The organism is Parafrankia sp. FMc2 (assembly GCF_041008525.1).
In the GTDB taxonomy this organism is placed as follows: domain Bacteria; phylum Actinomycetota; class Actinomycetes; order Frankiales; family Frankiaceae; genus Parafrankia.
Genome location: NZ_JBFLUG010000048.1, coordinates 20,815 through 47,296, shown reverse-complemented (window position 1 = coordinate 47,296; position 26,482 = coordinate 20,815). Strand labels below are relative to the sequence as shown.

Genomic DNA, 26,482 nt, shown 5'->3' with positions numbered 1-26,482 from the left:
ACCGCCTACCTGCGTAAACAGACTTGCGGGCCGCCCTGGGCGAAGCAGTGCACCTGGTTTGCATTGACTTCAAGGTGACTTGATGTCCCATACTAGTTGAAGTTAGGTGACCCTAAGGAGATTTAATGATCGCCTTGACGGTGTTGTCGGTGTCGGCAGGGTCGGCGGAGGTCGAACGCCTCTGACGGGGATGTCCTGGCGAGGTGTTCGGATACGTGGCACGGTGTAGCGCTACCGGTGCCCGATTGGTAGCCCCGCCTTCGGGGGCCTCCTGTCTCTGACGGATGGCCGGCATTCTCGCGTTTTTTCCATGGCTGTCGTGTGGTCGGTCTACTGTTCTGCGGACGGAATTTCGCTCGGGGGCGGCGACCCGTGGAATCCGCGCTTGTGGGCTGTCTATCGCTGTCGCTGCTCCCGGGTAGGCCCGTGTCGAACGTTGCCGTCGGATTGTCCGGGGACAGGCGTAATCGTCGATCGTGTGAACTGTTTTCCTGCCTGGAAAGGAACCAGTCAACATGTACAGAATCCATGCCAGGACTCTCGTTCATGGAGGTGGCGGCTCGACACCATCGGGCATCCTACTGCTGGCGGATGGCCGCATCACCTATGCGGGCCCAGCCGCCGGCGCGCCACCGGCAAGACCGGAGGAGACGGTAGTCACGGTGCCGGTGGCGATGCCCGGACTATGGGACTGCCACACCCACTTCTCGGGCGTCCGCGGCCCGCTGAGCACCGAACGCCTGATGCTCACCCCGGCCGAGATCGCGGTGGCCCGCTCCGTGCGGGATGCCCGCCGCGCTCTGCACGCGGGATTCACCAGCGTCCGTGAGCTCGGCGGATACGGAATCTACCTCGCACAAGTCATCGACGAGGGCTCTGCCGAGGGGCCGACCGTCTATTCCGCGGGCCGGGTGATCAGCCCATCGGGTGGGCACTCCGACGCGCACAGCCTGCCCTATCCCTGGGTGGTGGACCCGCATCGCCGGGACGGGATGCTCCAGGTCGCGGACGGAGAGGCGGAGTGTCTGCGGGCGGTCCGCCTGCAACTGCGTATGGGCGCGAAAGTGATCAAAATCTGCGCGTCCGGAGGGGTGATCAGTGAGCTGGACCATCCGCGTCACCAGCAGTTCAGTGACGCCGAGCTGAAGGTCATGGTGGCGGAGGCGGCGCGGGCCGAGCGTGTGGTCGCCGCGCACTGCCACGGCATCGCCGGGATCAGGGCCGCGGTACGGGCGGGGTGTCGCACCATTGAACACGGCACGGAGCTGGACGAGCGGACCGCGAGCGAGATGAAGTCCGCGGATGCCACCCTGGTACCGACACGCACTGCCTACGAAGCTATCCTCACCCATCGGGACGAGGTCCCGCCGGCCGCCTTGCGTAAGCTGACCGAGCTCGAAGGCCGCCACCGTGAGGCCATGGCGATCGCGCGAGCCGTGGGAGTCCGGGTCGCGGCAGGAACCGACCTCGGCACCAGTACACCCGGTTCCCCGTTCGCCTGGGGCGGCAACGGCGCGGAGTTCGTTCATCTGGTGGCGGCGGGCTTCAGCCCGGAGGAGGCCGTCGCGGCCGGCACCGCGCTGGCGCCGCTCACCCTCGGCCCCCAGGCGCCGAGATCCGGCCAGCTCACCGCCGGGTACGACGCCGACGTCCTTGGGCTGACCGGGAACCCGCTGGAGGACATCGCCATCCTGGCCCGTCCGGCCGAGATCACTCATGTCTGGAAGACCGGGAAGCTTGTGAAGCAGCCGGCCGCGGTATCGGCGTGAGGGACATCGTCGTCGATGGACCGCCGGATGCCCCTGACGGCCGGCACTCCACCCGACCAGGTGCCGTGAGACTTCGCCCTGCGATCGAGATGGCCGACCGGGTTCTGGCATGTCTGCAGGGAATCGGGGACGTCGCGCGCAGGGCCAGGGGACGGCTTCCGCCGACGGGCCCCACGGGCCGGGCAGGTGGGGACTCCCCGGAGGAACCGCCGGCCGGCCTCTCCACCCGGCCGCCCGAACGGGCGGCGGATGTGACCGCCGACCCGCCCGGGGCGATACCAGGCCCGCCGGCGCCCGCGCTCACCCGCCGTCAGCAGGAGGTGCTGTTCCTCCTCGCGGAGGGCTCGTCCAACCGCCGGATCGGGCGGGTGCTGCACATCACCGAGCAGACGGTCAAGGCGCACCTCCACATGATCTACCACAAGCTCGGCGCCGCGAACCGCACCGAAGCAGTGCTCATCGCCCTGCAGTACGGGCTCGCACCGGACCGCGCCGGGAGCACCGGCACCGCCGGGAGCGGCACGGGAGGGCATGGTGCCAGAGAAGGCGGCGGGCGGGAGGGCGAGCAGGCATGGAGGTCCGTGCAGACCGCGCGGAGCCGCAACCCGCTTCCACGCCCCCCACCCGCGGTCCTCCCGGTCTTCTACAGAGCCTTGCCGATGCTGCGCAGCAGGATGTTCGAGGTGCCCTCGTAGATCTTCCCCGCCTTCGCGTCCCGGAAGAACCGCTCGACGGGGTACTCGCGGGTGTAGCCGTTGCCGCCGAGCACCTCCACGGCCTGGGATGCCGCTCGTTCGGCGACCTGGGAGGCGAAGTACTTCGCCATCGCCGACCGCGACAGGCGCTCGCCGACATCTCCCCCCGCTTCCACCTCGCGGGCGACCTGGTAAAGCAGTGCGCGAGCCGCCGCGACCTCGGTCGCGATGTCCGCCAGGACGAACTGGATCCCCTGGTACGAGCCGATCTTCCGACCGAACTGCTGGCGCCGCCTGCTGTAGGCGGTCGCCTCGTCGAGCGCGCCCTGGGCCAGACCGACGAGCTGGGCGGCGATACCGATGCGTCCGATGTCCAGAGCGGCGAGGGCGACTGCCTCGCCACCGCCTGCCCCGCCCAGACAGTCCTGATGGCGGACCCGCACGCCGGACAGCGCCAGGTCGGCGGTGGAGGCGGCTCGGATCCCCAGCTGTTCGGTGCGCGGCAGGACGGTGAGGCCAGCCGCCGCGCGTTCCACCAGGAACGCGCAGACGCCGTGCGCCTCGCTGCGAGCGAAGACCAGGAACAGATCGGCCGCGGCCGCGTTGCTGGTCCAGCGCTTGCGGCCGTGCAGCACCCAGCTGCCGTCGTCGAGCTGCTCCGCGGTGGTCGACATCGCGAACGCATCGCTGCCGGACTGTTCCTCCGACAGTGCGAACGCGCCGATCCGCCTGGTGGCGAGCAGCGGCAGGTGACGTCGCTTCTGGTCTCCGTCGCCCCGGCGGAGCAGCGTCGCGACCATCAGGGCGTTCTGCACGTCGACACAGACCGCCACGCCGGAGTCCACCCGGGCGATCTCCTCGATGGTGAGCACCAGCTGGAACAGGGAGCCCCCGCGCCCGCCGTACCGCACCGGGGCCTCCACAGCCATCAGACCCGCCGAGAACAGCTGCCGGCGCAGCCCGCCGTCCAGCGACGCGGAGCGGTCCATCTCCGCGGACAGCGGGGCGATGTGCTCGCGGGCGAAGGCCCGCACCGAGGCCCGCCATGCCGCGTCGGTTGGGTACGGCCCGCTGTTGGGTGTGCTGCCCGCGCCGACGCCGCTCACCGTGCGTCGCCCCCGCCGGGATGCCCGTCGGACTCGGTGGCCTGTCGGCCCTCCTCGACGAGCCGGGCGATGTCGGTGACCCTGGGCGACGCGTACAACGCGCCGAGCGGGACGGAGACGTCCCAGCGTGCGCGCAGGACCGTCATGAGCCGCATGAGATGCGCGGAGTGCAGGCCGAGGTGGGCGAGGCGGTCGTGCATGCCGACCGCCGGCAGCGCGACCAGACCGGCGATGACCTCGGCCACCTCGCGCTCGAGCGTCGTGCGCGGCGGAACATGACCGGCGGAGGTCGAGGTGCCCAGCTCTGGCAGGGCGCGGACGTCGATCTTCCCGCCGGAGGTGGTCGGGAACTCGGCGAGCCAGCCGAACACCGCCGGGACCATGTGTTCGGGCAGCCGCCGGGCGGCGAACTCCAGCACCTCGGCCTCGGCGACCTGCCCGCCCGCGGGAACGCCGTAGCACAGGATGCGCGAACCACCGGTCCCGTCCGGGCGTGCCGTCGCCACCGCCGTGCGGACAGCCGGATGGGCGCGGATGGCGGCCTCGATCTCACCGAGCTCGACCCGGTACCCACGTACCTTTACCTGGCCGTCGTCGCGGCCGGAGAAGCGCAGCGTTCCGTCCGGCAGCGCCTGGGCCAGGTCCCCGGTCCGGTACATACGCGCCCGTGGCAGTGCGGGTTCGACGCCGAACCGTCGGGCAGTCAGCTCCGCACGGTTGTGGTAGCCGGCAGCGACAGCTGGGCCGGCCAGGCACAGCTCGCCCCGTCCCCCGGGCGGCACTGGCCGGTCCCGCTCGTCGAGGAGATAGGCCCGCTGGTTGGGTAGGACGCGCCCGATCGGCAGCGGGGCGTCGGCCCGGACGTCCTCTTCCGTGATGCGGTGGCAGGTGGACACGACGGCGGCCTCCGTGACGCCGTAGAGGTTGTACAACCGAGGTTCCCGCGCGCCGTGGCGCTCGATCCACGGGCGGAGCGTCGAGCTGTGCAGACGGTCGCCGCCGATGAACACCTGCCGCAGCGACAGCCGGCGGGTGGCCGTGGCATCGGCGGCCGCGAAGCTCTCGAACAGGATCGGGGTCTGGCTGCACACCGTCACGGACTCCTCCGCCACCAGCCGGTGGAACTCGTCCGGTGTGCGCACCGTCGAGGCCGGGACGACGACGAGCCTGCCGCCGTTGCCCAGAGCACCCCAGATCTCCCATACCGAGTAGTCGAAGGAGAAGGAGTGGCTGAAGGTCCAGACGTCGTCGGCGTCGAAACCGAACAGCATCCTGCCTGCGGCCAGCAGACTCTGGACGTTGTGATGGGTGACCACCACCGCCTTGGGCGCACCGGTCGAGCCGGAGGTGTAGAGGACGTACGCGGGGTCGTCTGCCGCGACCTCGGGCAACGGGCGGTCGGTTGGCGGTGGGAGCGGGCCGTCGAGTTCCACGACCGGTCCGCCGAATCCGGGGAGCCGCCCGGTCAACGCGGCCGTGGTCAGCACCGCGGCGATCCCAGCATCACCGGCTGTCGCCGCCAGCCGCTGCGGCGGGTGCGCAGGATCGAGCGGGACGTAGGCGGCGCCGGCCCGGAGTACCCCGATCATCGCCGCGACCATGATCTCCGACTGCTCCAGGAGCAGGCCGACCCGGTCACCCGGCGCTGTTTCCGCCGCGAGCAGGGCCTCGGTGACAGAGCGGCTGCGCTCGTCCAGCTCACGGTAGGTCAGCCGGTTCCCGGCGAACGACACCGCCTCCTGGTCGGGGGTACGTGTGACCCGGGCCGAGAAGGTTTCGTGCAGGGCAGACCGGTCGACGCCGCAGGGACCGTCCGCCGCGCCGGGCAGCGGCCGGATCCGCGCCGGCACGGGAAAGAGCTCGCCGAGGGTGAGTTCCGGCGTCGAGCTGACGGTCTTCAGCACCGAGCGCAGCTGGTGGCAGAACCGGTGCGCCGCCTGGGCCGAGAACCGGCCGCGGTCGTAGATGACCCGCAGCGGCATTCCTTCACCGGGCATGATGACCATGGTGATCGGGTAGTGCGGCCGGCCGTCGTAGCTCATCTCGGCGAGCTTGATCCCGGTCTCGGTGAGAGCGAAGTCCGGCATCGGCATGTTCTCGTAGGAGACGCTGCTCTCCAACATCGGGACGTTTAGCGGGAGTTCCAGGATCCGCTGGACCTCGAACAGCGGCATGGTGGTGTGCTCCCGGACCGCCGCGATGTGGACCTGCAGGTCCCGTAGCCAGGCCAGCGCTGTCCGGGTCGGTTCCAGCTGTTCACGGACGGGCATGGTCGCGATCAGCGGGCCGAGGATCGACTCGCTGCCGGGGAGCTCCGCCGGGCGGTGCGCCATCGTGAATCCGCAGATGACGTCGTTGGTGCCGTAGTGGTGGGCGAGCACGATCATCCACGCGCCCTGGACGAGGGTGTTGAGAGTCAGCTGCTGGGTCCGGGCCAGCTCCCGCAGCCCGGGTTCGAGGTCTGACAGGTCGAGCTCGACGAACCCGTGGCTCGGGGTGCCCGGAGCCGGCGGCGTGCCGCCGAGCTGGAGCGGCTCCGGCGGGTTGAACCCGGCCAGCTCCGCCTCCCAGAAGGCACGGCTGTCCGTCCCGTCCTGGTCGGCCCACCAGGCCACGTAGTCCCGGTAGGGCCGCGCCGGGCGTCGGGCGGGGACAGCGGATTCGCCGAGGCACACCGCGCGGTAACAGTCGATGAAGTCGGTCACCGCCAGACCGAAGGACCAGCCGTCCATCAGCAGGTGGGACAGCCGCCAAACGAAGATCCACCGTTCCGGCTCGCTGTGGATCACCGAGAGTCGCATCAGTGGTGCGCGGTCCAGCGGGAAGCCGGCGATCCTTTCGCGGTCGAGCCAGTCCGTGATCCGCCGGCGCTGCTCAGCCACCGGAACACCCCGCCAGTCGAGTACCTCGAAGGGAAGCTCGGCGTGCCGGCGGACCACCTGCAGCGCGCTGCCCCCGGACCGCCAGTGGAACGAGGTGCGCAGGATCGGGTGCCGGTCGACGACCCGCTGCCAGGCCCGACGGAACTCCTCCGGCCGCAGGATCCCGTCGAAGGTGAGGAGGAGCTGTTCGATGTACACCCCGGTGTCGCCGCGGGCGAGCTGCTCGAACAGCAGGCCCTGCTGGATCGGGGTGAGCTCGTAGACGTCCTCGACGTCCCTGGCTGCCTCGTGTGGGCTCATCTGCGCTGCCTTCTACTCGAGAGTGGACAGGAAATCGGCCAGCTCGTCCGGCCCGATGGCGGCGAGCGGGAAGTCGCTGGGGTCGTAGTCCCCGACCTCGCCGTCGGCGCAGTGTTCGATCACGGTCTCGACCGCCGCGGGGAACGCCTCCGCCACGGCCGCGACCGCCGCGGCCGCCTCAGCGGTGTGACGCCAGGTCAGCCACAGCGCGCCCGCCACGACGACTGCACCGACCTCGCCCCGGGCCCCGACCTCGCCTGGCGCGGCGGTCTCGTCGCGGACCTCGTCCAGCGGGCCGGACCCGGCGGTCGCCGTGCTCCCCGGAAGGTGCAGCACCTCGGTCGGGCCGGCCACAGCGTCCAGCACGAGCGGGCCGGACGGCGGCTGCCACTCGCCGTCGGAGAGCTCCCGCATGTGCAGCATCCAGCCGGGAGGCGGCGGGGACGAGCCCTGCCGGAGCTGCCGTTTCACCGTGCTGACGACATCCCCTAGGAGGGCGTCGGGTGGCGGCACCGCGACCGTGACGAGCCGGGTGAACCGTCCCGCCGCCGCGGCGAGCGCGGCCGGCCGGTCGGACCGCTCGACGCTCAGTGAGGGCCGGCCGTCGGAGGAACCGGCCCGGGCGACGGCCAGCGCGACGGCCAGGGCCACGGCCTCGCCGAGGTCGAGGCGGTAGGCGCGCAGTGCCGCCGCGCGCAGCCGGTCGGTCGTCTCGGCTGTCAGGACCGTACGGCGGCTCCCGGGCGACCATGGGCGCGGACCGGCGCCGGCCGACCCCGGCCCGCCGGCGCCGGCCGTCGACATGTCGGTGCCGGTCACCGGCCCGTCGGGGCGGCCCGCGGCCCAGCCGAGGAACGAGCCCGCGGGAGTCTCCCAGCGGATCGGCGCACCGTCGGCGAGCTGCTGGTGGGCGTGCGCGAAGTCGGCCAGCAGTAACCGCCAGGACGCGTCGTCCGCCGCGGTGGCCGCGGCGAGCCAGAGCAGGCGTTCCCGGCCACCGGTGAGGACCTGCGCGACCTTGACCGTGACGCCCGCCCTGGGGTCGATCTCCGCGGCCATCTCGGCCGCGATCTCGGCCAGTGCGCCCTCCTGGGCCTCGGACGCCAGGCCACGCAGGTCGATCCGGGAGAACAGGCTGTCTTGCGGCGGGTCCGCGTCGTACTGGCCGGACACGTCCGTTCCGTCGGTGTCCGTGCGCGACCGCAGCGCCAGCCGCAGCGCGTCATGCCGGCGGACGAGCTCCAGTACCGCCTGCTCCACCGCGGTCGCGTCGGTGCCGTCCACGAGGTCGACGACGAGCCGGTTCACGGTGCCCGCGGCGGCGAGAACGCGCTGGTGCTCGGTGAGCGGCACCAGGGTGGCCTCGGGGCCGGCCTCCGGCAGCTGGTCCAGCCGCACTGCCAGGTCGAGGAATGTCTCGCTCTCGAACAGGTCCTGGGGACGCATCCGCAGCCCTCTGGCGGTGGCCTGGCCCACGAGCTGGATGCCCATGATTGAGTCCCCGCCGAGCGCGAAGAAGTTGTTGCTCGCGCCGACCGTCTCCACCGAGAGGATCTCGCTGGCGAGTGCTGTCAGCAGCCGTATCGTCTCGCTGTGGTGGTCGTCGGGATCGTCGGCGGTTCTCCCGACCCGCTCGGGTGCCGGCAGCGCGGCCCGGTCGACCTTCCCGTTGTCGCTGAGCGGAAGGCGGTCGAGGACGACGAGGTCGGCGGGCACCAGGTAGGCCGGTACCGTGTCGGCCAGATGCCGGCGTACCGAGGCGGCCAGCGCGTCGGCGTCGAGGCGTACGCCGTTGTCGGGTCGGGGCACGAGGTAGGCAACCAGCCGGCGCTGGGCGCGTTCGCCCAGCGCCGCCGCGACGACGGCCTGCACACCGTCGTGCTGCGCTATGGCGTGCTCGACCTCGCCCAGCTCGACCCGGAAACCGCCGATCTTGACTTGGAAGTCCTCCCGGCCGAGGAACTCGATCGAGCCGTCGGGCAGGTAGCGACCGAGGTCGCCGGTGCGGTAGAGCCGTTCCGAGGTCCCGGGGCGGAACACGAACGATTCGGCGGTGCGGCGCTCGTCGTTCCAGTAGCAGGCGGCCAGACCCGCCCCGCCGATGTGCAGCTGCCCGGCGGTCCAGACGGGTGCCGGCTCCATGCGGTCGTTGAGCACGTGGAACGTCTGGTTGCGCAGAGGGTAGCCGTAGGGGATCGAGGTCCACGTCGGCGGGACCGCACCGACGGGGAAAGCGATGGACCACACCGCCGCCTCGGTCGCGCCGCCGAGGCTGACCACCGACAGGCCGGGGCTGAGCTCCCGGGCCCGGTCGGGCAGACTGACCGGGATCCAGTCCCCGCTGAGCAGCGCCAGCCGCAGCGGCAGCGACCGCGCTGGTGGCGAGAGCGGTTGCGGTTGTGCGGTGCTCTCCACGTAGGTGACCAGCATGTCCAACAGCGCCGGCACCGTGTTCCACACACTGACCGCGTGCTTGTGGACGAGCGTGGCCCAGTGCGCCGGGTCGCGTCGTGCCTCGGCATCCGGCAGGACCAGCGCGGCGCCGGTACCCAGCACCCCGAAAATGTCGAAGACCGACAGGTCGAAGCTGAGCGAGGACAGGCCTAGCACCCGGTCCCGGTGCGTGACGGCGAATCGCTCCACCACGTCATCCAGCGTGTTCAGCGCGGCCGCGTGGGTGACGGCGACGCCCTTCGGCGTGCCGGTGGAACCGGAGGTGTAGATGATGTAGGCGAGGTCCTCCGGCTCCGCCGGGCAGCGCCAGCCGGCCACCGCCCGCGGGTCCCAGTCCTTCCCGTCGGGAACGACGAGCAGGGACACCGCGTCCGGCCACTGCCGGTCGTCGCCGGCCTCGACAAGAACACAATCGATGCCGGCGTGCTCGACGAGCCACTGCCGCCGGGCGGCCGGCAGGCCGGGGTCGATCGGCACATAGGTGCATCCCGCCGCGCTGGCACCGACCGCGGCGACGACCTGCCGCCAGCCCTTGGCCAGGCCGACACCGACCAGGGCACCCCGGCCCAGACCGTGCGCGGCGAGGAGCCGGGCGACCTCGACCGCACGCCCGGCCAGCTCGGCGTGCGGCAGGGCCCGCTCCGTGGTGATGACCGCGGGCAGCGCCGCGTAGGAGGGGTCGAGCCCGGCGTTGAGTACCCGGGTCGGCAGCAGTCCGGACGGTGCGGGGCCACCGGTGTCGTTGGCACGCGTCCGGGCGTCGAGCTGCCAGGTCGGCAGGGCCGCCAGCGGCGGGCCCTGCCAGCCCCGCGCGGTGGCCAGCCCGGCGAGCAGCTCCTGGTAGGCTGTGAAGATCTCCGCCATCAGATCGGGGGGGAACAGCTCGTCCACGGCGTGCCAGGCGAGTTCCAGCCGCCCGCCGAACTCGAGGACGAAGTGGTCGATGGTGACCTGCGGGGTCTGCGAGATGAACCCGACCTGCTCGCCGAGCCAGGCGACCGGGGACGGCACGGAGGCTGGGTCGGTCTCGGTCGACAGCGCGCTGGTGAAGACGACGGGCATCGCGCCGCCGCTGGCCTGCCCGCGCAGCCGGTTCAGCTCCCGCATGATCCGCACGCCGCTGACGTAGCGGTGCTCGAAGTCCTCCCAGCTGCGCCGCTGCACCTGGGTGACTAGATCGGCGAATGTGTCGACCCCCCGCAGATCCACCTCCAGCAGCTCGAAGGAGGCGAACTCGCCGACCATGTCGATCACGTCCGGGTGGAACGGCAGCCGGTTGACGGCCGTGAAGTTCAGCGTGAAGTGCTGATGAGTGCTCCACCGGCCCAGCGCGGCCGCGTACGCGGCGAGCAGGACGCTCGAGGGAGTGACACCGTGCTCACCGGCCCTCTCCTTGATCGCGGCCCAGGTGTCGGCGTCCAGCGTCGCGTGGCGGCGGACGAACGTCGGCCGGGCGAGTTCGCCGGGAGCCATCACCGTGGGCAGCTCCGGCGCTGGCGGCAGCTCACGGATCCGCCGCTGCCAGTACTGAAGAGAACGCTCGTACAGCGGTGTCTGCCGCAGAGACTCCTCGGCCAGCACATAGTCACGGAAGGACGTCCCGGCGGGCTCGGCGAGCGCCGGCGCACCCTGCCCGAGGGCCTGGTAGTGGTCCCGCCAGGCCGGCAGGACCTGGTAGAAGAAGCTCGCGACGTCCGCGCAGAGCAGGTCGAAGCTCACATGGGTGCGGATCGTCCGGTCGTCGAGCCGGGACACCCGGATCTCCCACAGCGGCCACGTGTCGGCCGGGCGCACGTCGGCGGCCATCCGGTCGGAGACCTCGGCCAGCAGCGCGCCGGCCCGCTCGGTGGTCAGGCCACGCAGGTCGAGTTCCGCGAACTGGTACCGGGGGACGTCCGCCAGCACCCGCTGCCGGCCGTCGGGCAGTACGACCATGCGCAGCATCTCGTGCTGGCCGATCACCCCCCACCAGGCACGCTCCAGCCGGGCCGGGTCGAGGGTGTCGCTGTCGAACTCCAGGTAGAGGTGCGGAGCCACCCCGCCCATGTCGAAGCTGCCGAGCCGCCCGATCCACTGGGCCTGCTGCATCTCGTTGAGAGGGAACGGCTCGTGCCGCAGCGCGGGTGCCGGGGTCAGCTGCGGCAGCTCCGGTTCGAGGTCGTCGGTGCCTCCGCCCTCGGCGAGCAGCCGAGCCAGCCCGGCCACGGTCGGCTGCGCGAGGAGCTGGCTCGGCGTCGCGGTCCGTCCCAGCTCCGACCGCAGCCGGTTGAGGATCTGGGTGGCCATCAGCGAATGGCCGCCGAGCTCGAAGAAGTTGTCGTGGACGCCGACCGGGGCGAAGCCGAAGAACTCCTCCCACAGGCCGGCGAGGGCGTGCTCGGTCTGGTCGCGGGGCGCCGTGTAGGTCGTCATCAGGTGCTCGGGACGGCCGCTGGAGGTGTCCGTCTCCCCGCCGGGATCAGCCGTGGTCTCCGCCTCGCCCACGATGCCGTCGGGTACGGCGAGGATCGTGTCGGAGCCCGGGGTGGCGGGCTCCACCCAGTACCGCCTGCGCTGAAAGGGGTAACCGGGCAGCGTCGCCTTCGGCCGGTTCGGCCGGTTCGGCCGGTTCGGCTGCGAGCGGCTCCAGTCGACCGCGACACCGGCCAGCCACAGGCCGGCCAGCGAGCCGAGTAGCACCTCCAGATCGGGGGCGTCCTGGTCGGGCCGCCGCATGCCGCCCAGCACCGCCGTGACCGTCGCCGGCTCCGCCGCCTGGCGGGCCAGCGTACCCAGGGTGTTGCCGGGCCCGACCTCCAGGAACACGCAGGGCCCCAGCTCGGCCGCGGTGTCGCGGACCGCGGCTCCGAACCGCACCGGGCGGCGCATGTGGCCGCCCCAGTACTCGGGATCCCGCGCGTCCCGCCCGCCCAGCCAGCCCGTGGTGACCGTGGACCGGATGCGGTGCTCGGGTTCCCGTAGGTCCAGCGAGCGGATCTCCTCGGTGAACGCGGGCACGATCGGGTCGACCATCGAGGAGTGGAAGGCATGTGAGGTGTGCAGCGGGCGGGTGGAAATGTCCCGGTCGGCGAGGCGTTCGCGTAGCCGCGCGAGTGCCTCGTGCGGCCCGGAGACCACGCACAGGCCGGGAGCGTTGACCGCGGCCACGGACAGCTCCGGCGGCAGCAGGCCGGTGAGATCGTCTTCCGACGCGCCGACGGCGATCATGCCTCCGGGTGGGAGGGTCTGCATCAGCTGCCCGCGCAGGGCGACCAGTCGCAGGACGTCGGCCAGGTCGGCCACCCCGGCCAGGACGGCCGCGACGAACTCGCCGAGGCTGTGCCCGATCATGGCGGCTGGTCGGACGCCCCAGCTCTCCAGCAGGCGGGCGAGGGCGTACTCGGTGGCGAACAGTGCGGGCTGGGCGAGCGCGGTCTGCGCGAGCCGCAGGTCCCGGGGACCGGCGGCCCGCGCGTCGGCGCTGTCCGGGTAGAGCTCCTCGCGCAGATCGACGGCCAGGTGCGGGGCCAGGATCTCGGCGCAGGCGTCGACCGCGGCGCGGAAGACCGGCTCCTGGTCGTAGAGCCCGCGGCCCATGCCGGGGTACTGGGTGCCCTGCCCCGGGAAGAGGAACACCACCGCGGGCGGGGCCAGCGGGGCGACCGCGCTGGACACCCGGTCGGGAGCGGCTCCCGCCAGCAGGCCGGCGGCCGTGCCGAGATCACCGGCGACGAGTGCGCGGCGGAACCGCAGTGACGTGCGGCCGAGCTGGGAGGTGGCGGCCACCGCCTCCAACCGGTGCGCGGCGGTGGTGGTCTCGGTCCCGGCGGCGGCGGTCCCGACGGCCTCGGCGGTGGCGGCCAGCTGGGCGGCCAGTTCGGCGGTGGCCTGGTCCAGCGCCTTCGGTGACTTCGCGGAGAGAACCAGGATCTGTGGTCGCTGGGGAAGCACCGGCTCTGCCGGCTCCACCCGGGCCGGGGCCTCTTCCAGGACTGCGTGGGCGTTGGTGCCGCCGATACCGAAGGAACTGACCCCGATTCGGCGGGGATGGGTCCCGTTCGTCCAGGCGGTCAGTTCGGTGTTGACGTAGAACGGCGTCCTGTCGAAGTCGATACGTGGGTTCGGCCGCTGGAAGTGCGGGTCGGGTGTGAGCTCGCGGTGACGCAGCTGCAGCACGGCCTTGATCAGGCTCGCCACTCCGGCAGCGGACTCGAGATGACCGATGTTGGCTTTCACCGAACCGAGGGCGCAGAAGCCGGTGTCGGCGGTGTGCCGAGCCAGCGCCCTGGTCAGCGCATTGATCTCGATGGGATCACCGGCCGGGGTTCCGGTGCCGTGCGCTTCGATGGCCGTCACGGTGCGGGGGTCGATCGCGGCGGCGTCCAGGGCCCGGGCGACCAGCCGTTCCTGCCCGGAGGCGCTGGGAGCGGTGTAGCCGACCTTGTCGGAGCCGTCGTTGTTGACCGCGATCGACCGGATGACCGCCAGGACGTTGTCCCCGTCGGCCAGCGCGTCGCTGAGTCTGCGCAGCACCACCGCACCGACGCCGCTGCCGAACACGGTGCCCCGGGCATCCGCGTCGAACGGCCGGCAGTGGCCGTCCGGGGAGTAGATGAGTCCCTCCTCGTACAGGTAACCCACGTGATGGGGGACCCGCACGCAGACACCGCCCGCCACCGCGGTGCCGCAGTCGCCCGCGAGCAGGGACCGCACGGCCTGGTGCACCGCCACCAGCGAGCTGGAGCAGGCTGTCTGCACGGTGACCGCCGGGCCGGTGAGCCCGAGCAGGAACGCGGTGCGGGTGGCGAGATAGTCCTTGTCGTTGTGGATCTGCAGCTCGAACATCGACGGGCTGGTCACGATCCGGCGGCCGCCGAGCAGGTTGGACATCAGGTAGGCCGACATCCCGGCGCCGGCGAACACGCCGACGTCGGCGTCGGTACCGGGGCCGCGCCCGGCGTCCTCCAGCGCGTGCCAGACGGTCTCCAGGAACAGGCGCTGCTGCGGGTCCAGCAGGGCGGCCTCCCTGGCGGAAAGGTTGAAGAAGCCCGCGTCGAACTGGTCGATACCAGTGAGGACGGAGGCTGCCCGCACATAGCCGGGGCGGGAGAAGAGCTCCTCCGGGACGCCCTCGGCCAGCAGCTCGGCGTCGGAGAGCGTCCGGATCGACTCGACGCCCTCACGCAGGTTGCGCCAGTAAGCGTCCAGGTTCTCGGCGCCGGGGAAGCGACCCGCCATACCCACGACGGCGACGTCCGCGGCCTGCGCGTCGGGACGTGCCCCCGGGTGGTCGGTGACGGTCATCGCTGGTCCTCCTGCCGGGCGGTGGGTGCCAGTCGCGCGATGTCGTGGGTGGTGCCGCCGTTCAGCGCGAGATCCGCGCAGATCTGTCCGAGCAGCGGCACGAACTTGAAGCCCCAACCGGCGCTGTACAGCACGATGTGCTCGCCGTGATCGATCAGGCCCGCGGCGTCACCGAGGTAGAACTGGCGGCTGAGATCACCGGGCAGCACCGCCAGGCAGGCGGAGACGTGCGCCGGCGCCGGATCGACCGCGGGCAGATGCCGGTTGACCCACGCGCCGGTACGGGCCACGTGCCGCCGGTCCGGGACGCCGGTGGCCTGGTCGGCATGGCCGAGCGGGTTCACCTCGAAGACGGGGCCGACCCGGACCAGTTCGCTCGGCGACCACGGGTTGCGGCCGAAGCCGTAGAACAGGTTGGTGTCCTCGGGGGTCGGTTCCTGGAAGACGAACCAGAACGGGAAGTCAACACTGTCGTCGCGGCGTCGCAGCCCGACGATCGGCATCTCGTAGACCTGGATGTCCAGCGTGACGCCCAGGGGCCGGAGCAGGTCGTTGATGTGCCCGCCGTTGGCCAGCACCACCTTGTCGGCCCGGTAGGTCGCCCGGTCGGTGCGCACGGTCACGCCGTCGGCGTCGGGACGCACCTCGAGCGCGGACTCACCGGAACGCAGCACGCAGCCGTGCCGCTGCGCCTGGCCATACAGCGCGGCAAGGGTGCCGCGCACGTCGATGGTGCCGCCGTCGGACTGCAGGAAGCCCTCGAAATGGGGTGGCAGCCCGGCGAAGCCGAACCGCCGCTCGATCTCGCTGGCCTGCAGCCACTCGTAGTGGATGTCGAGCTTGTCCATCACCCGGGCCGTGGCGGCGATCTGACCTTCGTTGGTGTCCACGTTGATGTCGCCGAACCACAGGCTGCCGATCTGGTAGATCAGTCTTCGCTCGGCCAGCTCCTCCAGCTTCCGCCACTGCGGCAGTGCCGCCAGCGTCAGCTGGAAGAGGTCCTCCTGCGTGTACTGCAGTCGCCAGTGACGTTCCGCGCCGCTGGTCCCGGCGCGTTCGGTGAAGAAGCCGTACCGGTCCATCACCAGAGTGCGGTGACCACGGGAGGCCGCCTGCCAGCCGGTCGACAGGCCGACCGGCCCGCCGCCGATCACGATCAGGTCGAACGGGGTCGTCTGCGTCATCGTTGTTCGTCCTCTTCCTGGGTGTCGGCGGGCGTCGGAAAAGATCGGGCGCGGCGGGTCCTCAGGTGCCGGCCAGGGCCCGGTTCGCGGTCTCCGCCTCGGAGAGGACGGTTCTCAGGGCCCTGAGCAGATACGAGATCTGCTCCTCGGAGAGGACTGGCTGGCAGGGAAGATTGACCTGCTGGTCGAACCACATGCGCTCGGTGACGGGACACTCGCCCGGGTGGTGGCCCTGCGCCCGCCACTCCGGCAGCAGGTGCAGCGGAAAGTAGCGCAGCCGCATCTCGATCCCCAGCTGCTCCAGCCGGCCCACCAGGGCGTCACGTGTGATGCCGGATCCGGGATCGAGGAAGAAGGTGTAGAGATGATGGGCGTTGACGACGCCGGGCTGTTCGGGAACAGCTCGCACGAATGGAAAGGGCGCCAGCGTCGCGCTGATCCTCCCGGCGATTTCCTGCCGCCGGTTGATCAGATCGGTCAGACGGTCGAGCTGGACCAGTCCCACCGCCGCGGCCGGCTCGGACATTATGGCGTTGGTGCCCGGGTGCCGAATTTGGGTGCAGTCGTGGCTGAAGGCGTTTCCCGGATGCAGCATCCAGGTATGCGCGGCGGCCTGGCCGCCGAGTGTCCGCGGCGCCGGCGCGTAGATGCTGTCGGACTCGTTGGACCGCATCAGGTCGAGGCGCTCGGCCCAGTCGTCTCGGTTCAGCGTGACCATGCCGCCCTCGCCGAGGGTGGTGATGTTCTTGCTGGAGTGGAAGCTGAAACAGCCGATGTCGGCCAGTGATCCGGGGCTGGCTCCGAAGTAGGAGCCGCCCAGAGCATGGGCGCAGTCCTCGACCACCAGGACCCCGGCCCCCCGGGCGATTTTCATGATCTTGTTCATGTCCGCCGTGACGCCGCCGAAGTGCACCAGGAGGATGGCCTTGGTTCGGGGCGTGATCAGCGTGGCTATGGAGTCCGGGTCCGCGTTCAGCGTGACGGGGTCTATGTCGCAGAAGCGCACGGTGACCGGATGACGCAGCAGTGGCTGGACAGTCGCCTTGTAGGTCTGCGGTGTGGCGATGACCTCGTCGCCCGGCCACAGGTCCAACAGGGAGATCGCGAGCTCCAGCGCGACCGTGCCACTGGTGACGGACAGGGCGTGGCGCGTGCCGACCAGCTCGCTGAACCGTCGCTCGAAAGCCTCCCGATACCGCCCTGACGACAACGGCGAACCGGAGTTCAGCACTCTCGCGACGGCCTCGGCCTCTTCGGTGCCCAGCACGCTGCCACGTCCGGGGTAAGGAACGATATAGGCATCTGGTGACATCGTGGTAGCCACTTCCCGTACTGCCTCGGACTCCGACCCGGAGTACTCCATGGCGGACTGGTCGCACCGCTTCAACGATTTCCGGCTGGCGGGCAGCCGTCATGATCGTGCATTTTTGGTCGGGGGTGTCTCTACTGGACGATGGACTACGGTCGGTTCTACGACCAGAAGTAGACCCCGATGTCGGTGGTATTCGGATAGGGTCGTTCTCCAAAATCGGATGGCGACCAGCGGGCGGTGGAAATGAAGGAACTGCGTGATGTGCTGGTGGGGCTTGGAGTCGAGGAGGTGGAACTTCTTCCGGACAGTCGGATCCGCGAACATCTCGCGTTGGACTCGACGGAGACCGTCGAACTGGAGTCCCTGCTGCGGAGGCGGTTCGGCGTGATCGTGAATCTCTGGGACACCCACGACTACACGCTCCGGGAGCTCGACGAACAGATCGGCCAGGCGAGGGGAGAGGCGGCCGCGGTGATCCGTATCCCCGCGGCGCGGGCCCGCGGGTACGAGCGGGACGGCCTCTGGGGGAACCTGCGTGTGGACGAGCTCGTGCTGGGATCCGGTGTCGAGGGGGAGGCACTCGTCGCGGGTGGGCGGCGCCTGAGCCACAGCGAGCTGCGGGACGCGGTTGTCACGGCCGCGGCCCGGCTGAGCTCACGGGGTGTTCGTCGAGGAGACCGGGTCGTCGTGCAGCTTCCGAACGACGTGGAGCTGATCGTGCTCACCCTCGCGCTGTCTCGGCTCGGCGCACCGGCCGTGCTCGCCCCGGTCACCCTGCGCCGGCACGAGCTCGAGCAGGTCGTCCGGGTCACCCAACCGGCAGCGATCGCCGTTCCGCACAGCTATGCCCGCTTCTCCCACCTGGACCTGGCACGACAACTCGCGGCGGACCACGCCTGCCTGCGCCTCGTTCTCGTGGCCGGTACCGCGACAGCGACGGTCACCGATCCGGCGGGAGACACTGCGGCAGATGGAGGAGCAGCCACCCTCATCGACCTGACGGCCCTCTGCCGGCCGTCGGGCACCCGCCCGCTGCCGGACGACCCGGGGCCGGCCACCCTCGAGGACCCGGCGCTCTGCCTGCTCTCCAGCGGGACCACCGGCCCGCCGAAGGTGATTCCGCGGATCGCGCAGGCGTACGCATACCAGCTGCTACGCACCGTCGAGCTCTCCGGAGTCGGCCCCGAGTCGGTATACCTCGCGGTGATGCCGGCGACCCACGGGTTCGTGCTCGGCTGCCCGGGGGTCCTGGGCACTCTCGCCGCCGGCGGGCGGGTCGTGCTCGGCTCCTCGGCCGAACCCTCGGTCGCCTTCGATCTCGTCGAGCGGGAGTCCGTCACCCACACCACGCTGGTGCCGGCGCTGGCACAGCGCTGGGTGGAGGCGGCGGCCACGAGCGGTGCCGACCTATCCAGTCTGCGGGTGATCCAGGTGGGAGGAGCCCGCCCTCGCCCCGACCAGGTCGACCGGATTCCCGCCGTCCTCGGCTGCCAGGTACAGCAGTGCTACGGCATGAGCGAGGGGCTGCTGTGCTACACGGCGCTGGACGACCCGGACGAGGTGGTCTTCGGCACCCAGGGCAGGCCGGCGTCGTCGGCCGACGAGGTCCGGGTGGTGGACGCCGCCGGGGAGCCGGTACCCCCTGGCGAAGTGGGTGAGCTGCTGACCCGTGGGCCCTACACGGTCGCGGGGTACTACGCCGACCCGGAGGCCGACCGGGAGTGCTTCACCCCGGACGGCTTCTACCACACGGGTGATCTGGTGCGGTGGGGTCCGTCGGGCTGTCTCGTCGTCGAAGGCCGCGTCCGGGATGTGATCAACCGGGGTGGGGAGAAGATCTCCGCGGTCGAGCTCGACCTGCTGGTGGCCCAGCATCCCGCGGTGGCTGCCGCCGCTGCCGTGGCCGGCCCTCATCCGCGGTATGGGGAGGAGATCTGCCTGTACGTCGTCCCGAGTCCCGGGCACGCCCCTGATCTGGACGAGCTGCGGAGCTTTCTGGTCGGGCGCGGGCTGGCCCGGTACAAGTTGCCGGAGCGGCTCGAGGTCGTCCCGGAGCTTCCGGTGCTGGGCATCGGTAAGGTCGACAAGAAGACCCTGCGTAGCTGGGCCCACCGCTTGGCGGCCGAGCGTCGCTGATCAGCCGGAGGTCGATCGGCGGGAGGTCGGCCTGGTGGCTGCGACGGTGAGGGTGCCGTCGCTCCAGCCGCCCGGGCGAGCGTCCGAGCGGGGGAACAACGCCCGCAGCGCGGTCATCGACTCTTCCTGGGTCTGTTCGGTGAGCGGGCGGTTCTCGTCCTCCCACAGCCGCAGCGCGGTGGGCACGTCCTCGTGGTCGCTGACCGCCCGGGCCAGATTGATGGCGTTCATCATCGCGGTGCCCGCCCCCTGGCCGATGGTCGGCGGCATCGCGTGCGCCGCGTCACCCACGACGGCGGCCCGCCCCGCCGACCACTCCCGCAGGCTCAGCACCTCGTACTGGTCGTAGCGGGGCGACTCGGGGAGCTCCGCCAGAACCGGCCGCAGGGACGGGAAGGTCGAGCACCACAGCTCGGCGTCCAGCGGGGTGGCGAGGGCCGGGTCACCGATCAGCGCACCGAGCAGCAGGTAGAGATCCTCGTCATTGCAGGGCACGTAGAGCACTCGTCGGCGCAGGTTGAGATGCCAGTAGTTGACGTAACCGCCCCACCTGCCGTCCCGGCCGGGCGCGCGGTCGCGAGGGACCAGGAACCGGTACAGGCCGAAGTCGAAGCGTTCGTGGCGGTCCAGCAGGCCCAGACTTCCTCGGACCACGGAACGGATCCCGTCGGCGCCGACGACCAGGTCGGCCTCCCAACGGGTACCGTCCGCGGTCACCAGCGCGCCTTCGGGGTCGGCAGCGGTGACCCGTGACGCCGGGCGCAGCTCCACCCCGGCCTGTGCGGCGCGCTCCAGCAGAACCGCAAGCAGGTCGTGCCGGGTGAGGGTGACCATCCGCAGTCCGTCCGGGAGCGGAAGTGGACGGACACCCAGCAGGTCGCCGTCCGCGTCGCGTTCCTCCCAGTGTGGCGCCTCGTAGCAGCGGGCCAGGGCCGCCGGCAGGCCGCCCAGCTCCTCCAGCACCCGCAGGCCGTTCTCCCACAGGAAGATGCCGGCGCCGAACGCCGGTGGCCGGATGGCCTGCTCGTGTACCCGTACCCGCCAGCCACGCCGAGCGAGCTCAGTGGCGACAGTCAGCCCGCCGAAGCCGGCGCCCGCGATTTCCGCTGTTCTGGTCACCCGTTCACGATGGCGCCGCCAAAACACGCCGCACAAGCTGGCCGAAGGGTGGCCATGGGGAACCTCCTTAGGTTCTAAGCCCGTTGCCCCTCCCCGTGGCTGCGGGTCTAATTGCCCGCAACACCGGAATCAGGAGGACAGTTGAGTACCAGCGACACCGACGTCCTGATCGTCGGATGCGGTCTCACCGGGTCGTCGGCGGCGGTTCTGCTCCGCCGTTTCGGGGTCCGGACGACCGCACTCGAGCGTCGGGTGAACACCTATCCCTGGCCGCGTACCAGAATGATTCTGGGGCGGTCGATGGAAATCTACCGGACGGCCGGTCTTGAACAGCAGATAAGGGCCCGGGCCTCGTTGTTCGCCGAGTATCCGGAGATGGCCCGGGCCCGGACCGTCGCCGGGCAGGAGTTCATGCGCGGCGAGACGGAGGGCATGGACGAGGCGAACGCCTACAGCCCGGCGCCGTGGCAGCCGATCGACCAGCACCGTCTGGAGCCCCTGCTGCGCGAGCAGGCGGTGGCCTGCGGTGCCCGCCTCGAGTACGGCGCGAAGGTAGTCGAGGTCGAGCAGGACGACGCGGCGGTGACCGCCTGGGTCGAGGACGCGGGGACGGGGGCGGTCCGCGAGATCCGGGCCCGCTACCTGGTCGCCACCGACGGGGCCGAGGGCGCCGTCCGCCGTCAGCTGGGAATCGCGATGCGCGGACCGGGTGTGGTCGGGCATTACGTGAACATCGTGTTCCGCGCCGACATCACCGGGCCGCTGCGTGACCGGCCGGTGGGGCTGTGGTTCCTCGACGAGCCGCGGCCCGGCTCGGTGATCATGCCGCAGGCCGCACGGCACCAGTGGATTCTGATGGTGCCTCACGATCCGGCCACCGGCGAGACCCTCACCGACTTCGACGACGCGACCTGCACGAACCTGGTCCGCGCGGCCGTGGGACTGCCCGGCCTCGACGTCACGATCGTCCCGATGAGCGACGAGGGCAGTGACCCGGTGGCCCGCATGTGGGAGGTCGGGGCCTGCGTGGCCGAGCGGTTCCAGCAGGGCCGGATCTTTCTCGTCGGCGACTCGGCCCACCTCATGCCGCCGGTCGGCGCGTTCGGCGCCAACCTCGGTATCCAGGATGCCCACAACCTGGCCTGGAAGCTCGCCGCAGTGGTCAACGGGCAGGCCGGCCCCGAACTGCTGGAGAGCTACGAGCGCGAACGCCTCCCGGTGGCCGAGGTGACGGTCGACGCGGCGACCACCCACCTGAACGTGCGCAGCGTCGCGGGTGGGGAGGGAAACACCACCGGTGGGAACCTGGCGGTGATCTTCGGCTACCGCTACCGGTCCACCGCGGTTCTCGACGAGGGCGACCTGCCCGACGTCCTCCTGGAGCCGGCCGACCTGCGCGGCCAGCCCGGGACGCGGGCCCCGCACCTCTCGCTGCTCCGAGACGGGGTCGAGATCTCCACGATCGACCTCTACGCCGACCGTTTCGTGCTGGTCGCCGGATCGCGGGGCGAGCGTTGGGTGGACGCGGCGGCCAAGGCGGCCAAGGATCTGGACCTGCCGGTCGCCGTCCACCGGATCGGTGCCGACCTGGACGACCCCTCCGGCGGTTGGAGCGCGCTGCACGGCGTGGGGACCGACGGCGCGGTGCTGGTCCGCCCGGACGGCTTCGTCGCCTGGCGGGCGCGGCACCTGCCGGGGGGCGAGGAAGCGGTGCTCACCGACGTCCTGTCCCGGGTTCTGGGACGTGCGGCGCGCCCGTGACCTGTACGCCCCGGCCGGCCCGGCGCGGGGGAGTTCTAGGCTCATCGGCTCATTGCCGGGGCCGAACGGCGGTGCGACGCTGGCGGAACAGCGGACCAGCAGTCCGGGACCGCGGCGGCGAGTTCTTCTGGAAAGCGTTCAGTGAATGACGCGCGGAGACCGGAAGGAACCATGACACAAAACGGAAGAGCAATCCTGGCGGCCGGGCCGACGGTCGTGACGCCCGACGATCCGCGTTACGGCCTGTTCACCAGCGGCGAGAACCACCGTTATGTCGCGAACCCGGAGCGCATAGTACTGGCCACCTCCTCGGAGCAGGTTGAAAAGGCTGTCGGAGCGGCCGTCGCGGCTGGGAAGAGGATTGCCGTCCAGGCCGGCGGGCACTGCGGCGAGGCATTTGTCTCGAATCCGGAAATCGACGTGATCGTCGATGTCTCGCTGATGACGGACGTCGGTTTCGATGCCGACCGCAATGCCTTCTTCATCGAGCCCGGCGCCACTCTCGGGCACCTGTACGGCGCGCTCTACAAGCGCTGGGGGGTGACGATCCCCGGTGGGACGTGCATGTCGGTCGCCGCCGGCGGGCACATCTGCGGCGGAGGTTTCGGACCGCTGTCGCGGCTGCTGGGCCTGACCGTCGACTATCTGTACGCCGTCGAGGTGGTGGTGGTCGACGGCGGCGGCACCGCGCGGACGGTGCTGGCCACACGGGAACCCGATGACCCGAACCACGACCTGTGGTGGGCGCACACGGGCGGCGGCGGCGGTAACTTCGGGGTCGTCACCCGCTACTGGATGCGTATCCCGGAAGGTGTTGGTACCGACCCCGCGAAGCTGCTGCCGCGTCCGCCGGCCACGCTGCTGATTCTGCAGATGTCCTGGCCCTGGGAACACCTCACCGAGGACGCGTTCACGCGACTCGTCCGGAACTTCCTGACCTGGCATCTTGCCAACGGCGCGGTCGACTCGCCCGGTCTGGGGCTCTACGCCTATCTGGAGTGCTTCCACCGGTCCACCGCGGACGTGACGCTGACAGTGCAGGTGGCCGCGGACCAGGTCGACGCCGACGAGCGGTTGGACGCCTTCCTGGCAGTGATGGGTGACGGTGTCGGGGTGACACCCGCGGTCCGCCGGCGCCAGCGCCTCCCGTGGCTGACGGCGAGCTGGTACCTCACCCCGCCGGACAGCGGACCCGGGGCGATCGCGGTCCGGCGGAAGGTGAAGTCGGCGGATCTGCGCGGTCCGCACACCGACGAGCAACTCGCCACCGTCTACCGCCACCTGACCGGCCCGGCGCTCAACGGCCTGGCCTACATCGAGTACATGGGCTACGGCGGCAGGGTGAACGCGGTGCCGCCAGAGGCCACCGCCAGGGTGCAGCGCTCCACCGCGGTCAAGACCTTCTACAACATGATGTGGGTCGACCCGGCCGACGACGAGCGTCACATCCGCTGGCTGCGGGAGATGTACCGAGAGGTGCACGTGACGACCGGGGGAGTGCCGGTGCCCGGCGGCGTCAACACGGGCGCCTACATCAACTACCCGGACATCGACCTGGCCGACCCGGCGTGGAACACCTCGGGCGTCCCGTGGCACACACTCTACTACGGGGACAACTACCCGCGGCTTCAGCGGATCAAGAGTACCTGGGACCCGGGCGACGTCTTCCGGCACACTCTGTCCATCCGTCCCGCCTGATCCGGCGATCGGGTGGAGCTGATGCCGGCCGGCCGCTGATGCCGGCCGGAGGTCGGGGATGGCGGCCGGCCGCGGTCGGAGGGCCGGTTGTCGGCCGTCAGGCGGGTGGCGGACCCGGCGGGCGCTGGGAGGAGGCGAGGCCCTCGCGTAGGGCGATCACGACGGCCTCCGTGCGGTCGGCCGCTCCGAGCTTGCGGTAGATCATGTGCAGGTGCGCCTTGACGGTCTGCTCGGCGATGTGCAGGGAACGGCCGATTCTGCGGTTGGACAGCCCCTGGGTCAACAGATCGAGCACCTCCTGCTGCCGGTGGGTCAACAACAGCTTGCGCTGCGCGGGCAGGATGTCGCCGGGGTGCGGGTTGGTCTGCGCCGGGTGCGGCATCGGCAGGTGTGACGTCGGGAGCCGCTGCGTCGACAGATACGGTGGTTGCACCGGGAACTTGGCCCGACGGGGCGGGAAGGTCTGCTCCGCGGAGTCGGGTCCCCCCGGGCGAGGCTGGCCGGAGGGCAGTCCGCTACGGGCCCGGCGTGCGAGGTCTCCCAGCTCCTGCAGCCCGACGAGTACCTCGTGCACGGCGACGAGTGCGGCTTCGACCCCGTCCGCCCTCCGTTGCTCGGCCAGCTGCGTGACGTTCATATGCTCGGACATCATCACCTCGGGGAAAGTCGGTTCCAGAAGGTCACGGGTCGACGAGGGCATGCGGACGCAGCCGGCGGCCCGCCAGAGCCGTAACCGGGTACCGCTGGCCGGGTGAGGGTCCGCGCGTCGGCTGTTCGCCGCGGGCTGGGACTCGGACAGCTGGTCCGGATCGCTGTGGCGGGCTGCCGACTGTGACGCTGATGTGGCGCGACGATGATGTGGCGCGACGTTGATGTCGTGCGACGTTGATGGGGGAAGTGGCCGGCAGGCTGGTGACCGAGGCTGTCGGCCTGGCAGGTGCCGGGCCGGTCGGTCCGGCACGGTCGGTGTGGGCGGGCTTTGCCTGCCCGCCCGGGGCTCGGTCAGATAATCCTTTCTCCAGGTGCACCGGATAATCTTCCCGACCGGTTGCCGGGCACACAACATGACCGAAAGTTCGAATACCGGTTTACACCGGGTGGACTAATCGTATTGTCGATCTGTGTCGCGGCGGTTGTAATGAGGCCGTTGTCGTCTCCTCCCGGTGGGCGGCCCGCCCGGCATTGAAACGAGGTCACGATGTCCACAGCACCCGCGGAAACCATCTTCGCGGACGCGGTTCTGAATGCATGGTTGGCGGGAGTCGGCCTGGCTGTCGAGTACGTCCGCGCCGAGGGGAACACTTTGTACTACCGGGACGACCGCGGCGATGAGGTCGCCGTCCTGGATCTGCTGTGCGGATTCGGATCGCTGATCTTCGGCCACCATCACCCCGAGATCGTGGCGCATGCGAAGGCGGCGCTCGACGCCGGGATCCCGGTGCATGCGCAGCTGTCGAAGCAGCCCCACGGGAACCAGGTCGGCGCCGCGCTGAACGCGATAGTCCGGCGGGAGACTGGCCGCGACGACCGGTATACAGCGGTGTTCGCCAACAGCGGGGCCGAGGCGATCGAGATCTGTATGAAGCACGCGGAGCTGGAGCGCCGCGACCGCGTCCGGGCCCTGATGGACGAGGTGGCCGAGCACCTGGAGCAGGCCCGCCGGGCGGTCCGTGGCGGTGCCGCCACGGCCGCTGCCGCTGGCTCCGATGACGCCGGCGCCGTCGGGGACCCGGTTGAGCGCTTCGAGGCGCTGGCAGCCGAGGTGAGCCGCCGCAATGCCGAGCTCCTCGGTCGGCCGCCGCTCTTCCTGGCGCTGGAGGGCGCGTTCCACGGGAAGCTCGTGGGCAGCATCCAGCTCACTCAGAACGAGCAGTGGCGGGCACCGTTCGCGGCCCTGGCCCCGGCAGCCCGCTTCCTTCCCGCGGCCGACCCCGAGGCTTTCGCCAAGGCGGTCGCGAGCCTTCGCGAGTACGCGCTCGACGTGATCATCGACGCGGGGAAGGTGCGCCTGGTCGAGCGTGATTTCCCGCTGGTCGGGGCGCTGTTCGTCGAGCCGGTGCGCGGGGGTGCCGGCATGCGTCCGGTGACCGCCGCGCTGGCCCGGGAGATCGAGCGGACCGCGGCGACGCTGGGCTGCCCGGTCGTGGTCGACGAGGTGCAGAGCGGCATGGGCCGGACGGGCGCCTTCCTGGCAAGCTCGCACATGGGACTGCGGGGGGACTACTACACGCTAGCCAAGAGCATCGGCGGCGGGATCGCCAAGAACTCCGTCGTCCTCGTCCGCCAGGATCGGTTCCGCCCCGAGTTCGAGGTCATCCACAGTTCCACGTTCGCCAAGGACGGCTTCTCGGGCGCAATCGCTCTGAAGACTCTGGAGATGCTCGAGGCGAATGACGGCGAGGCCTATCGCGTCGCCGCGGAGCGAGGCGGCCGGCTGGCGGTGACGCTCGCCGCCGTGCAGGCGGACTTCCCCGACGTCGTCACGGGTGTCCACGGCATCGGCCTCATGCTGGCGATGGAACTGGCCGAGCAGTCGGAGTCGGCCTCGGAGGTGATCCGGGAGCCCGCACGGGCGGGATTTCTGGGGTACTTCCTGGCCGGCTATCTTCTGCGCAGGCACCGGATCCGGGTTCTTCCCGCCGGCCCGGCGTGGAACTCGGTGCGTTTCGAGCCATCTATTTACCTGACTGACCAGGATATCGAGCGAATCGACATCGCCCTACGTGCGATGTGCTCGATCCTGCGTTCCGAGGACGGCGGTGCGCTGCTGTAGTCCACCACCC

Annotated in this window: 13 protein-coding genes; 6 read left to right on the top strand and 7 right to left on the bottom strand. The window is 70.8% G+C overall.

Features of this window, described 5'->3' with window-relative positions:
- Window positions 1-515 precede the first annotated feature (515 nt).
- Window positions 516-1,769 carry an amidohydrolase family protein gene (locus AB1460_RS18135; RefSeq protein ID WP_368962720.1) on the top strand — a complete coding sequence of 418 codons (1,254 nt, stop codon included), beginning with the start codon at window positions 516-518 and terminating at the stop codon, window positions 1,767-1,769.
- Between the two features lie 65 nt (window positions 1,770-1,834).
- On the top strand, window positions 1,835-2,464 hold the full coding sequence (locus AB1460_RS18130) for a helix-turn-helix transcriptional regulator (protein ID WP_368962719.1): 630 nt from the start codon (window positions 1,835-1,837) through the stop codon (window positions 2,462-2,464).
- Here the strand turns inward: AB1460_RS18130 and AB1460_RS18125 are convergent.
- From AB1460_RS18125 to AB1460_RS18105, 5 genes are all read right to left on the bottom strand, one after another.
- A complete protein-coding gene (locus AB1460_RS18125; RefSeq protein ID WP_368962718.1) occupies window positions 2,413-3,570 on the bottom strand; it encodes an acyl-CoA dehydrogenase family protein in 1,158 nt (385 codons plus the stop codon). The two genes, AB1460_RS18130 and AB1460_RS18125, sit on opposite strands and share 52 nt — an antisense overlap.
- Complete coding sequence (locus AB1460_RS18120; RefSeq protein ID WP_368962717.1) at window positions 3,567-6,752, bottom strand: non-ribosomal peptide synthetase; 3,186 nt, start codon at window positions 6,750-6,752, stop codon at window positions 3,567-3,569. Before AB1460_RS18120 ends, AB1460_RS18125 begins: the two co-directional genes overlap by 4 nt.
- Before the next feature lie 12 nt (window positions 6,753-6,764).
- Complete coding sequence (locus AB1460_RS18115; protein WP_368962716.1) at window positions 6,765-14,489, bottom strand: non-ribosomal peptide synthetase/type I polyketide synthase; 7,725 nt, start codon at window positions 14,487-14,489, stop codon at window positions 6,765-6,767.
- Window positions 14,486-15,673 carry an NAD(P)/FAD-dependent oxidoreductase gene (locus AB1460_RS18110; protein ID WP_368962715.1) on the bottom strand — a complete coding sequence of 396 codons (1,188 nt, stop codon included), beginning with the start codon at window positions 15,671-15,673 and terminating at the stop codon, window positions 14,486-14,488. Before AB1460_RS18110 ends, AB1460_RS18115 begins: the two co-directional genes overlap by 4 nt.
- Before the next feature lie 61 nt (window positions 15,674-15,734).
- Window positions 15,735-16,940 carry a DegT/DnrJ/EryC1/StrS family aminotransferase gene (locus AB1460_RS18105; RefSeq protein WP_368962713.1) on the bottom strand — a complete coding sequence of 402 codons (1,206 nt, stop codon included), beginning with the start codon at window positions 16,938-16,940 and terminating at the stop codon, window positions 15,735-15,737.
- Between the two features lie 288 nt (window positions 16,941-17,228).
- Here AB1460_RS18105 and AB1460_RS18100 point away from each other — a divergent pair, with 288 nt between their 5' ends.
- Window positions 17,229-19,121, top strand: coding sequence for an AMP-binding protein (locus tag AB1460_RS18100; RefSeq protein ID WP_368962728.1), 1,893 nt, complete (start codon window positions 17,229-17,231; stop codon window positions 19,119-19,121).
- Here AB1460_RS18100 and AB1460_RS18095 read toward each other — a convergent pair whose 3' ends face one another.
- The gene (locus AB1460_RS18095; protein WP_368962712.1) at window positions 19,122-20,240 is read right to left on the bottom strand and encodes an FAD-dependent oxidoreductase; all 1,119 of its coding nucleotides are present in this window, start codon (window positions 20,238-20,240) and stop codon (window positions 19,122-19,124) included.
- A 141-nt stretch (window positions 20,241-20,381) separates the two neighbouring features.
- Between AB1460_RS18095 and AB1460_RS18090 the strand changes: the two genes are divergently transcribed.
- Window positions 20,382-22,001 carry an FAD-dependent monooxygenase gene (locus tag AB1460_RS18090; protein WP_368962711.1) on the top strand — a complete coding sequence of 540 codons (1,620 nt, stop codon included), beginning with the start codon at window positions 20,382-20,384 and terminating at the stop codon, window positions 21,999-22,001.
- Window positions 22,002-22,172: 171 nt separating this feature from the next.
- Window positions 22,173-23,699 (top strand): FAD-dependent oxidoreductase, encoded by a 1,527-nt coding sequence (locus tag AB1460_RS18085; RefSeq protein WP_368962709.1) that lies wholly within the window; start codon window positions 22,173-22,175, stop codon window positions 23,697-23,699.
- A gap of 97 nt (window positions 23,700-23,796) precedes the next feature.
- On the opposite strand, the gene AB1460_RS18080 is transcribed toward AB1460_RS18085, so the two are convergent.
- Window positions 23,797-24,336 carry a helix-turn-helix transcriptional regulator gene (locus AB1460_RS18080; RefSeq protein WP_368962708.1) on the bottom strand — a complete coding sequence of 180 codons (540 nt, stop codon included), beginning with the start codon at window positions 24,334-24,336 and terminating at the stop codon, window positions 23,797-23,799.
- A 561-nt stretch (window positions 24,337-24,897) separates the two neighbouring features.
- Between AB1460_RS18080 and AB1460_RS18075 the strand changes: the two genes are divergently transcribed.
- Window positions 24,898-26,472, top strand: coding sequence for an aminotransferase class III-fold pyridoxal phosphate-dependent enzyme (locus AB1460_RS18075; RefSeq protein ID WP_368962707.1), 1,575 nt, complete (start codon window positions 24,898-24,900; stop codon window positions 26,470-26,472).
- Window positions 26,473-26,482: the final 10 nt, after the last annotated feature.

Bases quoted from the DNA above. Each gene is read 5' to 3' on its own strand.
- AB1460_RS18135 (WP_368962720.1), top strand. From the start codon at position 516: ATGTACAGAATCCATGCCAGGACTCTCGTTCATGGAGGTGGCGGCTCG.
- AB1460_RS18120 (WP_368962717.1), bottom strand. From the start codon at position 6,752: ATGAGCCCACACGAGGCAGCCAGGGACGTCGAGGACGTCTACGAGCTC.
- AB1460_RS18115 (WP_368962716.1), bottom strand. From the start codon at position 14,489: ATGACCGTCACCGACCACCCGGGGGCACGTCCCGACGCGCAGGCCGCG.
- AB1460_RS18110 (WP_368962715.1), bottom strand. From the start codon at position 15,673: ATGACGCAGACGACCCCGTTCGACCTGATCGTGATCGGCGGCGGGCCG.
- AB1460_RS18100 (WP_368962728.1), top strand. From the start codon at position 17,229: ATGAAGGAACTGCGTGATGTGCTGGTGGGGCTTGGAGTCGAGGAGGTG.
- AB1460_RS18085 (WP_368962709.1), top strand. From the start codon at position 22,173: ATGACACAAAACGGAAGAGCAATCCTGGCGGCCGGGCCGACGGTCGTG.
- AB1460_RS18080 (WP_368962708.1), bottom strand. From the start codon at position 24,336: ATGAACGTCACGCAGCTGGCCGAGCAACGGAGGGCGGACGGGGTCGAA.
- AB1460_RS18075 (WP_368962707.1), top strand. From the start codon at position 24,898: ATGTCCACAGCACCCGCGGAAACCATCTTCGCGGACGCGGTTCTGAAT.